Genomic DNA, 13749 nt, shown 5'->3' on the forward strand with positions numbered 1-13749 from the left:
CTTCGGGAGAAGGTACGCTCTTGATTGTGAAGGACTTGCTCCGTAAGCAGTTGAGAGTCGCAGTGACCAGATGGCTGGGACTGTTTATCAAAAACACAGCACTGTGCAAACTCGAAAGAGGACGTATACGGTGTGACACCTGCCCGGTGCCGGAAGGTTAATTGATGGGGTTAGCCGTAAGGTGAAGCTCTTGATCGAAGCCCCGGTAAACGGCGGCCGTAACTATAACGGTCCTAAGGTAGCGAAATTCCTTGTCGGGTAAGTTCCGACCTGCACGAATGGTGTAACCATGGCCATGCTGTCTCCATCCGAGACTCAGTGAAATTGAACTCGCTGTGAAGATGCAGTGTACCCGCGGCTAGACGGAAAGACCCCGTGAACCTTTACTACAGCTTGACACTGAACATTGAGCCTACATGTGTAGGATAGGTGGGAGGCTATGAAACACGTACGCCAGTATGTGTGGAGCCAACCTTGAAATACCACCCTTGTATGTTTGATGTTCTAACTTCGGTCCCTTATCGGGATTAAGGACAGTGTCTGGTGGGTAGTTTGACTGGGGCGGTCTCCTCCTAAAGCGTAACGGAGGAGCACGAAGGTTGGCTAATCCTGGTCGGACATCAGGAGGTTAGTGCAATGGCATAAGCCAGCTTAACTGCGAGACAGACACGTCGAGCAGGTACGAAAGTAGGTCATAGTGATCCGGTGGTTCTGAATGGAAGGGCCATCGCTCAACGGATAAAAGGTACTCCGGGATAACAGGCTGATACCGCCCAAGAGTTCATATCGACGGCGGTGTTTGGCACCTCGATGTCGGCTCATCACATCCTGGGCTGAAGTCGGTCCCAAGGGTATGGCTGTTCGCCATTTAAAGTGGTACGCGAGCTGGGTTCAGAACGTCGTGAGACAGTTCGGTCCCTATCTGCCGTGGGCGTTGGATGATTGAGAGGGTTGCTCCTAGTACGAGAGGACCGGAGTGAACGAACCTCTGGTGTTCGGGTTGTCACGCCAGTGGCACTGCCCGGTAGCTAAGTTCGGAATTGATAACCGCTGAAAGCATCTAAGCGGGAAGCAAGCCTCGAGATGAGTCATCCCTGAGACTTCGAGTCTCCTAAAGGGTCGTTCAAGACCAGGACGTTGATAGGCTGGGTGTGTAAGCGTAGTGATACGTTGAGCTAACCAGTACTAATTGCCCGTGCGGCTTAACCATACAACACCCAAAGGGTTTTGGTGGACGCCAAGTAAGGGTGAGACCTCTTAAAAGTGTTACATCAGCTTTAATCCGAATTGATAAGTTGGCTCATTGAGCGGACTTAAATGAATTCGCCTGGCGGCAATAGCGCTGTGGAACCACCTGACTCCATTCCGAACTCAGAAGTGAAACGCAGTTGCGCCGATGGTAGTGTGGCATTCGCCATGTGAGAGTAGGTCACTGCCAGGCACCTAATACACGAAGAACCCCAGCCGTTGGCTGGGGTTTTTTCGTTTTAGCCCCACATTGCAAACCCTCCCTGGCGAGTCACCCGGCTCGCACATCCTGTGTGCTCGCGTTCGCCTGCGTGAAAGCGCCGCTTTCACTTCAAGGCTCACCCACCGCCGCAAGCGGTGTGGTATGGCGATGCACGTCCCTGTGCCTCGTCCCTCCGGGACCGTGCTGCGCACGTCCAAGCGCTGGTTCCCGACGCGCTTGTCGGCTGTAATGCTGCATCAATAGTCCTGTAGGCAGTGCCGGTGGCACTGGTCAGGTTCGTAACTACCAGGCATCCAATAAGCACCAATGCCCAGTCTTACGACTGGGCATTTTTGTTTTGGGCGTTTTTCGTTGTCATCCTTCCTGTAATTTCTCAAAAGCCTTGGTGTTCACTTTTTCTTTTTCCATCAGCTCGTTATGGTAAAGCTCTGGTGTGTTTGGAGTCGCGATGATGAAGGTCTTTATTTCTGCTGATATTGAAGGTATTGCTGGCGTTATGCGGCCCGAGCAGTGCAGCCCGGGAACGGCAGAGTATCAGCTTGCTAGAGCCTTGATGGAGCAGGAAGTTAATGCGGCTATTGCCGGCGCTTTTGATGGTGGTGCCAGCGAAGTGGTGGTGGCAGATAGTCACGCGTTGATGACTAATCTTCGCCCTGCCGAAATAGACCCTCGCGCTTATCTTGTGCAAGGCAAGCCCAGAACCTTATCGATGGTTGAGGGCCTTGAGCAGCAGGCTTTTGATGGGCTTATCTTTGTTGGTTACCATGCGGCGGCAAGCCAGAAGGGTGTGCTGGCGCATACGATTAATGGCCGCGCTTTTTATAAGGTCACTATTAATGGTGAGCTGATGAGCGAGACTGATATTCACTGCGCCGCTGCTGCCGAATATCAAGTGCCGTTGTGGCTGGTGACCGGTGATAATGAATTAGAACGCTGGGTACAGCAGCGTTACCCAGCCACCGAGTATGTGTGTGTTAAACGTGCCATTAGCCAAACCACCGCACAATCGCTGAGTCCGGAAGGTGCACAAGCACAGATCCGGCTGGCAGCAAAATCAGTGCTTGAAAGGCACCACCAGCAACTGCAGCCGACTGTTACGGCCCCTTACCGTTTGGAACTGATGGTCGCCAAGCCGGTCTTAGCTGATCTCTTCTCTTTAGTGCCGGCTGTTGAACGCCTTGATGCAATCACTATCGCTTTTGAAGCGGGCACCATGAGAGAGATGATCAGTTTGTTGTCGGTGCTTTCCTATCTTGCAACAACACAGTCTTAATCATCCTATTTGCTAGCGTTGCCCTTCGCTGGCATAGGCGGCATCATGGGAAGATCGTATACTATTTGCTAGCGCTTGGTTGGGCTAACAGCTGTTACCAGGCTAACGGGCGAAGGAGCGCTCTTATCGCGGCAATCAATAATTTAAATAACCCCTGCCATCTGTTGATGGCGTTGGTTCGACACTACTTGTAAAGCCTTTTTGCAGTAGATCCATCCTTTACTGAGTGGAACCATAATGAAAGATATTCTGCCTTCTTCGTCGGCCCAAGCTGACCACCTTTCAATTGAGCGTATTTTTTCCGATCCTGGCTTAAGTGGCGCTAAGTTACTTGCCCCGGCTTTTTCTCCTGACGGCACTCAGGTCACTTTCCTACAGGGCCGAGAAAGCGATGCTAACCGTTTAGACTTGTGGGCCTATGACATCGCCAGTGGTCAGTTGAGCTGTTTAGTTAACGCCGATGCGTTGCACCAAGGGGACGAGCAACTTTCCGACGAAGAAAAGGCAAGGCGCGAGCGCCAGCGATTATTTGCATCGGGCATCGTTGAATACCATTGGTCCCATGATGGTAAAGCCTTGCTGTTCCCCTTGGCGGGCTCCTTGTATTACTACCCGTTAGCTGAACAAAAGGTTCGGCAGCTCACCCATTCCGATGCCTTTGAAACCGACCCGAAATTTAGCCCAGACGATACACAAGTGGCTTTTATTCGCGACCAGAATATCGTTGTGTTGGATATCGCCACAGGCACCGAAAAGCCGTTAACCACTGACGGCGGCGGTGCCATTAAAAACGGCATGGCGGAATTTGTTGCCCAGGAAGAAATGTATCGTCTGAGCGGTTATTGGTGGTCACCAGACAGCCAGAAAATTGCCTTTTTGCAGATAGATGAAAGCCCGGTACCAGAAGTGGTGCGTAACGAAATTTATGCCGACCGGGTTGAGTTTATTAAGCAGCGCTACCCCGCCGCTGGCGACTCTAATGTGGATATTAAGCTCGCCGTGGCCACGGTTGCCGATGGGCAAATTACCTGGGTGGATAACGGCGCCGATAAAGACATTTATATCGCCAGAGTCGATTGGAGCCAGGACAGTAACCTTTTAACCTACCAATGGCAGAACCGTAACCAACGGCTGTTGGAATTGCGCGCTGTTAACCTCCAACAAGGCAGCACCGAGGTATGGGTAAAAGAAGAAGCTGATACCTGGGTTAACCTCAATGAAGACTTGCGCTTTTTAGCCGCTGATAACAGCTTTATTTGGGCCTCTGAGCGCACCGGCTTTAAACATCTTTACCGAGTCAACCAAGGTGAATGGTTAGCGCTCACTAAGGGGCAGTGGCAGTTGGGTGATTTAGCCAAGGTGGATGAAGCCAATGGCTGGGTCTATTTCACCGCTTGGGTAACCGATCCTAAAGAGCGCCAGCTTTATCGTACCCGGCTGGACGGTAGCACTGCCAGCGCGCCGCAGCAGGTATCCCAACAAGCGGGCTGGCACGAAGTGACCTTCAGCCGGGACGCAAATCATTACTTAGACTTATTCAGTCACCTAAGTCAGCCGCCACAGGTGTCACTGCATCAAAGTGATGGCCAGCATCTGGCTTATTTGGTGGAAAACCGTCTGGACGAGCATCATCCCTTTACGCCTTATCTTCACCACTGGCTAGCACCTGAGTATGGCGAACTAACTGCTGAAGACGGCCAGCAACTTATTTACCGCGTCTTTAAGCCCAGTACGCCGATGCCGGTAGGTGGCTACCCTGCCATAGTGCGCGTTTATGGGGGCCCCCATGCGCAGTTGGTTACCAATGCCTGGAGCGAGGCTAACCTTTGGACCCAATACATGGTGCAGCGCGGCTATGTGGTGTTCCAATTAGATAACCGCGGCAGTGATAATCGTGGCAAGGCCTTTGAAGATGCGATTTATCAGCATACTGCCGTTGCTGAAATTCACGACCAGGTGGCCGGCGCCGACTGGTTAAAAGCGCAAAGCTGGGTAGACAGCAGCCGTGTTGGGATCCATGGCCATAGCTATGGCGGCTTTATGACATTGATGGCGATGTTCAAAGCCGGGGAAACCTTTAGCGCCGGTGTGGCCGGTGCGCCGGTGACCGACTGGTACTTTTACGACACCCACTACACTGAGCGCTACCTCAATACCCCACAAGCCAACCCCGAAGGTTACCGCTTGTCATCGGTATTTCCCTATAGCGACGGTCTAAAAGGTGACTTGTTGATTTACCACGGCATGGCCGACGACAACGTACTGTTTACCAATACCACCAAGCTTATTGGCCAGTTACAACAGCAAGGTAAGCTGTTTGAATTTATGGCCTACCCGGGTGCCAAACATTCTTTATATGGCAGAGAAACCCGTATTCACTGGTACAAAACCATCACCAGTTTCTTTGACCGCACCTTGGGGCAGGGCAAGGTTACTGCGACTAACCATTGATAAAAAAGGCCGCATTGAGCGGCCTTTTTTGATGGCGCTTTGGTTAGTCGGACAATTTGCCGTAAACCGAAACCTCATAAATCGAATAACCGTACTGGGTGTTACGCTCGGTACCGTAGATACGCAGGTAGCGATAGCTGCCAGATAAGTCATCGAGTGAATCGGTACGATTACCTTCGGTATCGTCATCCACTGTCTTGATAGCGGTCCAGGTACTGTTGTCGTTTGAGCCTTGCAGCACATAGTGCTTACCGTTGGCTACTTCCCAGCTGATCACCATTTTGTTGATGTCGCAGGCCACGCCTAAATCCAGCTCTAGGTACTGCGGGTCGCTAAAGTCGCTTTCCCAACGAGAACCGGCATTACCATCGATGGCAAGGCTGGCATCGCCGCTAGAGGCGCTGGCTGAGGCAATGGTTAACTGATAACCATCGGCCGGCGGCACGCCTGCGGTTGGCTGCGCCGGATATGTGGCATAGCCATTGGCAGGCACCGTAAAACTTGCCAGTACGGCGCTGGAGCCGGGCTCGTAAACGTGGGCGGTAACGGCGGCGTCGGTGGGGTTATAGGCGGTGTAGGTATAAACCCCGTTTTTATCGAAGACACTGCTCATTGGCAGGTCAACAAAGCGGTCGCGGCTAAAGTCGCCAAGGTTTTGCATGGCGTGGGCATAGTAATAGGTAATACCCGATACCACATCGCTGAGAATACCGTTATCAAGGGCGATATAGTCGGCCAGTTTGGCCGTTACATCACTTGGGTTGAACAACAGCTCAAAGCCCAGTGCCACTTGTGCCCAGTCACTACCGAAGTCGGCTTCGCTGCTGAAACCATCCACCTCGTTCGCTTCGGTTAATAGCGCATTGTATTCGCTTGCCGCCCAGGTGGGATTTCTTGCTAGGTAGCGAAAGCCGGGGTTAATGGGCAGGTATTGAATGCCGTGAATATAAACCGGTGAGGCGCCAAAGTAGGTGCCATAGCTATAACCACCTGCCCACAAAATACCCACCATGCTGTGCTGATAACTGGCAGGCAGGTTTTGGTGGTCCCAATCAAACCAGTATTCCAAGGTTGCGGCTGACTCGTTAACCCAGCCGTAGGCACCGGCATCACGCATGGCATCGTCGCCCATCGCTGAGCCTAACAAGAACAAGCCAACCCAGGACTGCATCGCCTCGGAAGACGATTCCTGGTTATTACCGGTTGCCGAAGACAAACCGCCTGCATAGGAGTGGCCTATCCAGGGATCAAAGGTGCGGAAATACGGGAACTGAGTATCGGTTCTATCCCAGTTGGCATATTGCTTGGCCACCAGGGTCAGCATCGGCCCGTAGTCTTTAAGAAACTGCGGGTCGGTTAGGCCATAAATGGCGGCGGCGGTGATGAGGTAACCGTAGTGAAAGTGGTTATCGGTAAACTCTTCGGAGCCGTAAGAGGAATTAAAACCGACCATGGCGCCCCAGCGTGCATAGCGGGCGAAATAGCGCTCGGTTTCGCCGGGGGTGTAGGTCAGCCAGTCTACCAAGGCGGCTTTGGTCTTAGCGGCCAGAGCGCTGTAGGCCTGGTGGTTAAGCTGCTTGGCCATCAAGGTGTATTTAGCCAGATTCACCAGATCCTTGCCGCCCCAGTAGGTGTCGCTACCATCGCTGGCCTGCTTGGCAAACTGGGTAATGAGGTTGTACATCTCGGTTGAATCGTAGGGGTTGGCATCAGCACCGGCGTAAGGCGGGGTGAAGTTTGGCAACAGCCCCGGCATCAGGTAGCTAAAGCTAAAGTCGTTGCCGATGGCCGTTTTAAGCGCACCGCGCGGCGTAACATAGCTTTCACCGGTGTAGCTAACGTCGCTGTCGGTATTTTTGTACTGATGCGGTAAAAAACCTTGAATGGTGGCGCCGCTGGAGCCGTCTTCACTGTTGACGGCGGTCACGTCAAAATGGCTGACAACCTTAGCGGTGGTGGGGTCGTAGCTGTAACTGATGCGGGTTGTTTGCGGCACGTTGTGGGCGTACTGATCGTAGGTTGTCAGATCGCTCAGTGTGGGTAGCGCCGAAATCACAAAATGACTGTCACCACTGCTGTTGGTGCTGAGGGTCAGTTGCTCGGTGATATCAGGGTCTGACGCCCAGCGGGTGCCGGTATTGCCATCGTTGACCGAAGCCACCGCCCAAGGCGACTGGGTGCTACTGGCGGTAGCGGGCTGGTCTTGGGAAATAAGGCTAGTGCCGTTATACACTTGGAATTCCCAGAGCGAATAGGCATAAATGCTGCCTTTGGCCAGCATTTCAATACGAATGTAGCGGCCTTGGGCGTCCAAGTTCGGGATGTCGTCTTCTGCGCCATCGCCAGCGCTGGTGCTGTAAACAGTGCTCCAGTTTTGGTCGTCGTCTGAAACCTGTATGGCGTAGCCGCTGGCGTAGGCGGTTTCCCAGTTTAGTTTTACTTCACTGATGGGCTGGCTTGTGCCTAAGTCAATTTCAACCCACTGGCGGCCGGTTATCTGGGCGGTCACGTCATTGCCTAAATGAATACCAAAATAACGGCCATCCATTTCCACAGCAAAGGCGCCACCGGTAACTGGAAAGTTCGCAGGATCACCGTCGGCATCGACATATTCGGCGTTACTGGCAAAGGTAAAGGCCGGGGTGAAACCGGTGGTGGTAAACCACGCGAAAGGGATGCCATGGGCCATTTTGACATCCATTTCCTTATCGCCGTCAGGCATGGCGGCGGTCACCATCCAGTCGTCCCAGTCTTTGGCGTAGGCCTCGGTGGGAGCAAAGTTGGTGCCACCAACGGTTATGGCTGGGCCGCGTTCGGCGTCGGTACCGGTGCTGTTAAATGCAATGGGAAACTGGACGTCCATGCCGTCGCTTTCTGGATTCAGCACCAGAGGGTAAGCCCAAAGTTCGCCACCATATTGGCTGACGACCAAATCGGTCCACCAGTCGTTGGTTGGAATGGGGCGTGTTTCACCCGGGGCGACATAAATAGTTTGGTTGTTGACGAAGTCATCAACGCCTTCGCTGGATAATGGCGCTGAGGCATAGCTACCTTTGCCGGCGGCAATGGCTGTTACATCATCAGCCTGGGCTTGGGTGCTGGCTACGGCCATCGCCAGCAGTGCCCAATGAATGCATGTCTTCATTGCGTGTCCTTTTGTCAAATGAGCAAAAAATATGACGTGTCACGCTTTAGTATTTATACGGCCAGTTACCAGACAGCTAAGGCAGTTATAGAGAGTGGCTTGTAACAATGCTTAGTCTGTTATTTAACGGAAGTGACTTTTTTCATTAAAGTTTTTGGGCTGCTTTTCAATGCTTGGGCTGGCGAGAAAGTGACCATTAACTGCCATTTCTGACCCTGTTACAAAATGCAGGTGTTCTAGCGAGGCTTTTTCTAAGCAAACGGTTTTTTCTGGGGTTCGTGGTGCGAAATGTGGGCTAGGTCATGCTCTCGGTCCTGTATTTATTGTGAATATATTATACGTTATACGCTTTGTTGAGGGGTGGCCCTCTATCAGTCTTACCGGTATTAAGAGGGCGAGATGGACAGACGATACTTTCTACAATCCATGGCGGCGGCAACAGCCGCGCTAGCGGTAACGGATGCCAATGCCGGCGAGTTGGCCGGTCAAGTACTGGGCCAGCCGAAGCTGCAACCCCTTTCCAGCCTCGACCTTAGCGGCTACAGCAAGCTTTGCGACTTTGATGATAAAGGCAAAAAGTGGGCGGTTTATGAAAACCTCAATGCCCAAGATGGCGCTTTGGTCTTTAGCCATGGCAAAGAGGCGGTGGTATTGGCTAAGCGGGTAGAAGCCACCTTTGCCAGTGATACCCAACCGTATCTGGGCATGCCGCTGGCAAAAGTGGCCATGAGCGATGCCGACCTTCTGGCTGACCAGCTACTAGCCAAAGGCGAGCCAGACGAGCAGCAAGTGAAAACGGCGGCTCCGCCAGTTGCTTCAAAGCTTAATGCTGAAGATTACGGCGGCCGTCTGCCATGGATCAGTTTCGTTGGCACCCGCCAATGCGATGACACCATGATGGTGTACCCCAATGGCCGCACCCGTACGTATCATCCGCGCCAGGTATTAAAAGGTGCCGGTGACGACACCTTAGCGGCTAAACGATTTGAAGGGCTGATTGGGGGTTGGATGCCAGCGGTGCATAAGGTGATCCCCCTGGGTGATGGCCGCTACTACGACTTAATCGTGTTCGCCGATGTCGATGCCAATGACCGCTTTATGGCGCAAACCTGGCATCGCTCAGCCCTTATGAAAAACGGTAAGGTGCTGGAAGTACACTACGGCCACAGTTACCCGGCGTATCCGCCCAGAAGGGAGCCGCCCAAAGCCGAGCAGTTTTACCAAGCGCTGCTGCACTTTTGTGGATATTGGCAAACGCTGTTGAGTGATATGGCCAAAACGCAGCTACCAGACCAAAGCTGGGCGACATGGCGCGTTTTGCCTTTGCCCGCGAATTGGTGGTGCGCCCCGATGGCAGTTACCCCAAATATGGCGCCGTTGATCGCGATTATTACGGCCCCGAATACGATGGCTTTCAAGACACCTTTACCAGCTCCTTGTATGCCAACTTAGAATGGGGGCGCTTTGAGCAAGCTAAAACCGTGCTAGACGGTTACTTCACCGACTTTGTTTATGACGATGGCATGATCAACATGCGCGGCCCGGAAACGGCGCAGTTCGGTTTAACCTTGTCGCTACTGGCGCGTTATTTTGCCTATACCGGTGACAAAGCGCTGCTGGTTAAGCACCAGCATAAAATCGTCGCCACCGTTAATATCTTGATTGAACTGCACGATAAAAGCTTGGCCCTGGCACAGTCTGATAGAGGCTACGGCCTTATTCATGGCTGGAACGAGTCAGATGCTTGCCTGTTTGAAGATCCGTCTATCTGGTGGAAACCTTACTATGCCAATAGCGCCATGACGGTGCGTGGCTTTAAAGATATCAGTGCCATTTGGCCGAAGATAAGCCACCAGGGCAAGGCGCAAACCAAGCATTGGCTAGCACGGGCCGAGCAACTGCAAAATCAGCTTGAGCAAACCCTAAAAGCCAACATTCGCTATGACATGCAGCCGCCTTACATCGGGCCACTGCCGGGGGTAAAACTCACCTTCCGCCAAGCGCTGGCTAAAAACGACCCCAGCGAACAAGGCTGGCCACACCGCGCCTATGCGGAATTACTGCACGCCGATGTATTGCCGAATAAACTGGCGAATCTGGTGATTGACTGTATGCGCGCCTATGGCGCAACCAGCATGGGGGTGGTTGCCAATATCACGGCGCCCAATCCCCGTGAACGTAATTTACTGGGCTTTATTTCCTACGGTTATGCCCAGCAGCTGTTACGTCTTGACCGCATCGATGAATACCTGCTCTTTATGTATGCCCATCGCCACCACGCCCACACGCCAGGCAGTTGGACGGCCGGTGAGGTGACCGACATCAGTGGCGGTATGCCGCTATTTTGTATGCCGGCCCAATTAACCATTCCACTGCTGCTGCGCTGGACCTTGGTTTTTGACCAAGATGAGCACTTATATTTGGGGCGTGCTCTGCCCCATGCCTGGTTACTCAGTGGCGATGAAGTTAGCTGCAAGGAGATGCCAACTGCTTGGGGGAAAACCGCCTTTTCTCTGCGCTTTGATAAAGAAAAAGGCCAGCTTCTCGGCCAAGTGACCTTGCCCAGCGGCTCGCCAAAGGCAACGCTACTGACACTGCGACTGCCTAAAGGTAAACGCTGGTCGAAAGTGCGCATTGCCGGCAACGTTGTGGCTGCCAGCGGCCCCAATCAAGACCGCTTTGAGGTACCCGCCAAACCCGGTGCAACGGTGAGCGTGCAGGCAGATTTGGCCTGACAAAAGCCACCTTCGGGTGGCTTTTTTATCACTTAGCATAACGGCCACTTGTACTGAGCTACGCTTGTAAGCAACAGCCAAACAAGAGGCTATTTATGGCGCATTATCAAAGCAAAGGAGTGCGGCTTGGGTTAGTGGCATGGTCTTTTTCAGTGGCGGCTAACAGCGCTGTGATGTCCGCGTCAGCTTTCACCCAGTACTCCGTTCATTACCTTACGCAGCACCACCCCAATAAGCAGGTTTCAGCGCCATCAGACCTGACGCTAGAACTAGGACAAGGAAGTCATACTCAGCAAATCAATCTTCAGAATCTCTATGCTCAATACCAGCAATCCCCCGACAAGCTAACGCTATTGGTAGCGGATTTTGATAATGCCCTTCAGCGCAGCTTTGCCCATCAAGATACGGCTTTATTAACGGCGGTTATCCCGCTTTTAAGGGATAAAACCTACGTAGCTAACATCCAGCAGCTTGAAAGCAAAAACGGTATAACGGCACCAAACCAGCTCTACGTTGAGAAAGTAAACGAGGAACTGTATTTGCTCTATGCCTTTGATTCGCCAGATTCTATTAGGTTGGCTAGCCATAAAGATATGGCGGCGCTGAGGCAACAAAGCCCGGATGTGAAGCAGCGCGCTTTTGCAAACTTGCTGACACGGATGCCCGACATTCGGGTTAAGCCGCTTGGTGAAAAGGATCTGTTGGTATTAACCGCCGACGGTAATTTTGAGTCGTCGTTACTGCTCTATGGCGCGCTTTGGGATCATAAAAACTTCGATGTGAAGGGCGATATTGTGGTGTTTGTGCCGGCCAGAAATGTGGTGCTGGTAACCGGCTCAAAAGACACCGCTGCTATCGCCCATGCCAAGGCGTTGGTGAATAGCCGGAACTGGTCTTATGGCATTTCGCGCCAGGCTTTCATTAAAACCGCACAAGGCTGGCGGGTATTAACAGCCTCGGAGCAGGCCGCCACCCGTTAACGCCTTAATTCTGATAGGCTGTGGCTTTGTTTCGAGTCTGTTTGGGACTGTTTATGACCTACCATATTGGTACCCCTGGCCAGCCTTGGGGTGAGCAAGAAAAAGCCCAGTGGCTTAGTGAGCGGCAACGGCAACGCAGCTATCAAGACGAAGTCGTCAGCGCTGTGCATGCTTTGGCAAGTGACTTTGAACTGGTGCAGTACGGCGCCTTGAGTTACGACCCAGAGCGCTACCCTTTACTGGCACTAAAATCCCGCAATTGGCAAGCCGATAAGCCATTCGTACTGGTCACTGGTGGTATGCATGGCTATGAAACCAGTGGCGTGCAAGGAGCCATCGCCTTTGCCAGGGATAAAGCCAAACAGTATGCCAAGCAGGTTAATTTGCTGATTTGCCCTTGCATCAGTCCTTGGGGATACGAGGTTATTAACCGCTGGAACCCCAACGCCTTGGACCCTAACCGCTCATTTGTTGCCAACAGCCAAGCCGAAGAAGCCGCTGCCCTGCAAAAATTAGTGGCTGACCTTGGCGTGAGCTTTCTTTGTCATATGGACCTGCACGAAACCACCGACAGCGATGAATCGGAGTTTCGCCCGGCCCTGGCGGCCCGGGACGGTAAAGCTTTTGAGCCCGGCACCATTCCTGATGGTTTTTATGTGGTGGATAACACCGAGAGTCCACAGCCGGCCTTTCAAAAGGCCATTATTGATGCCGTGGCGAAGGTGACGCACATTGCTCCTGCCGACCCCGACGGCACCATCATTGGTTCACCGGTGGTAGCCCCTGGCGTTATCGAGTATCCGCTGAAAAAGCTTGGCCTTTGTGCCAGCGTCACCGGCGCGCCATACAGCTGTACCACAGAGGTGTACCCTGATAGCCCTAAGGCAACGCCTGAAATCTGTAATGCTGCGCAAGTGGCGGCAGTTTGTGGTGCTTTAGACTACCTGCTTAAAGGTTAACAGCGGCCCTGTTATAGGGTTGGTTATTGGCGGTACATCTTGTCACTTATTGCGAAAGTGGGGAGCCTGCCGCCAAAATTTCATCGCACTTTTAAACGCCACAGTTTTGAGTCGCTGACCTTTTTAGTGGCTGCTTGAACGCCGGTTGCTGCCCTTTTCGCTCTGGGATAAGGTAATGATATTGCTTAATAAGAGCTCGCTTTACATGCCGTCATTTGCCAGATTGGCTTGCCTCTTTGTTGCAGCATCATTGATGGCGGGTTGTGTCACAACCACGATGGTCAGCACCAATCCGCAGTGTGAAGCGGAGTCCACCAATGGCAGCCTGCTTGCCGGCTTGAAGTGGAATTTTCGCAGTAAAGATTGGGACCATGCGCGTAAAGCGCGGGACTGGGACTTAATGGTACAAACGCTCTACAGCTCGCAAGAAAAGCCTGTGGTGTCTCTGGCGCGTATGCAACAAATGGCTAATCAGGTGCAGGCTCTGGACTTGGCATCCGATATGAAAGGTTCGATGAAAGCCTTTGGTAATGTGTTTGCCGCACAGTGTGAGCTTCGTGTTGCTGGCAAGAAGCCACACCTGTTGAACGATGTGACGCAGGGTCTATTGGCTTGCCCTCTTCAGACCTCTGGCCAGAAAGCCATCAATTGTATAAAAGGCGTACTACTGGCAGAGTAACTGCCGAAAAAGGCAATAACACCTTCCTTTAGCCGGAAACAGGCGAATTCCCAGCA

Annotated in this window: 7 protein-coding genes and 2 rRNA genes (1 of these 9 running past the window's edge); 8 read left to right on the top strand and 1 reads right to left on the bottom strand. The window is 52.6% G+C overall.

The features are described from left to right. The 4 genes from DW350_RS01540 to DW350_RS01555 form a co-directional block, all read left to right on the top strand. Positions 1-1210, top strand: a 23S ribosomal RNA gene (locus tag DW350_RS01540) (it extends 1678 nt beyond the left edge of the window). Positions 1211-1326: 116 nt separating this feature from the next. Continuing rightward, positions 1327-1441 (top strand): 5S ribosomal RNA (gene rrf / locus DW350_RS01545). A 481-nt stretch (positions 1442-1922) separates the two neighbouring features. Next, the gene (locus tag DW350_RS01550) at positions 1923-2744 is read left to right on the top strand and encodes a M55 family metallopeptidase (protein WP_115720528.1); all 822 of its coding nucleotides are present in this window, start codon (positions 1923-1925) and stop codon (positions 2742-2744) included. Positions 2745-2981: 237 nt separating this feature from the next. Further along, complete coding sequence (locus DW350_RS01555) at positions 2982-5195, top strand: S9 family peptidase (RefSeq protein ID WP_115717162.1); 2214 nt, start codon at positions 2982-2984, stop codon at positions 5193-5195. A gap of 43 nt (positions 5196-5238) precedes the next feature. Here DW350_RS01555 and DW350_RS01560 read toward each other — a convergent pair whose 3' ends face one another. Beyond that, positions 5239-8340 (bottom strand): glycosyl hydrolase, encoded by a 3102-nt coding sequence (locus tag DW350_RS01560; protein WP_115717163.1) that lies wholly within the window; start codon positions 8338-8340, stop codon positions 5239-5241. 1307 nt (positions 8341-9647) lie between these two features. Between DW350_RS01560 and DW350_RS19795 the strand changes: the two genes are divergently transcribed. The 4 genes from DW350_RS19795 to DW350_RS01580 all read left to right on the top strand — a co-directional run bounded on the left by DW350_RS19795 (position 9648) and on the right by DW350_RS01580 (position 13693). Continuing rightward, the gene (locus DW350_RS19795; protein ID WP_336406964.1) at positions 9648-11075 is read left to right on the top strand and encodes a hypothetical protein; all 1428 of its coding nucleotides are present in this window, start codon (positions 9648-9650) and stop codon (positions 11073-11075) included. A 95-nt stretch (positions 11076-11170) separates the two neighbouring features. Then, positions 11171-12055 (top strand): DUF1444 domain-containing protein, encoded by an 885-nt coding sequence (locus DW350_RS01570; protein ID WP_115717164.1) that lies wholly within the window; start codon positions 11171-11173, stop codon positions 12053-12055. Between the two features lie 53 nt (positions 12056-12108). Then, positions 12109-13014: a M14 family metallopeptidase gene (locus DW350_RS01575; protein WP_115717165.1), complete on the top strand. Its 906-nt coding sequence runs from the start codon at positions 12109-12111 to the stop codon at positions 13012-13014. Between the two features lie 205 nt (positions 13015-13219). After that, the gene (locus DW350_RS01580) at positions 13220-13693 is read left to right on the top strand and encodes a hypothetical protein (protein WP_152032922.1); all 474 of its coding nucleotides are present in this window, start codon (positions 13220-13222) and stop codon (positions 13691-13693) included. Positions 13694-13749: the final 56 nt, after the last annotated feature.

The sequence above is a fragment of the Gallaecimonas mangrovi genome, assembly GCF_003367375.1.
GTDB lineage: Bacteria > Pseudomonadota > Gammaproteobacteria > Enterobacterales > Gallaecimonadaceae > Gallaecimonas > Gallaecimonas mangrovi.

Coding starts and splice junctions, on each gene's coding strand:
- DW350_RS01550 (WP_115720528.1), top strand. CDS start 1,923: ATGAAGGTCTTTATTTCTGCTGATATTGAAGGTATTGCTGGCGTTATG.
- DW350_RS01555 (WP_115717162.1), top strand. CDS start 2,982: ATGAAAGATATTCTGCCTTCTTCGTCGGCCCAAGCTGACCACCTTTCA.
- DW350_RS01560 (WP_115717163.1), bottom strand. CDS start 8,340: ATGAAGACATGCATTCATTGGGCACTGCTGGCGATGGCCGTAGCCAGC.
- DW350_RS19795 (WP_336406964.1), top strand. CDS start 9,648: ATGGCGCGTTTTGCCTTTGCCCGCGAATTGGTGGTGCGCCCCGATGGC.
- DW350_RS01570 (WP_115717164.1), top strand. CDS start 11,171: ATGGCGCATTATCAAAGCAAAGGAGTGCGGCTTGGGTTAGTGGCATGG.
- DW350_RS01575 (WP_115717165.1), top strand. CDS start 12,109: ATGACCTACCATATTGGTACCCCTGGCCAGCCTTGGGGTGAGCAAGAA.
- DW350_RS01580 (WP_152032922.1), top strand. CDS start 13,220: ATGCCGTCATTTGCCAGATTGGCTTGCCTCTTTGTTGCAGCATCATTG.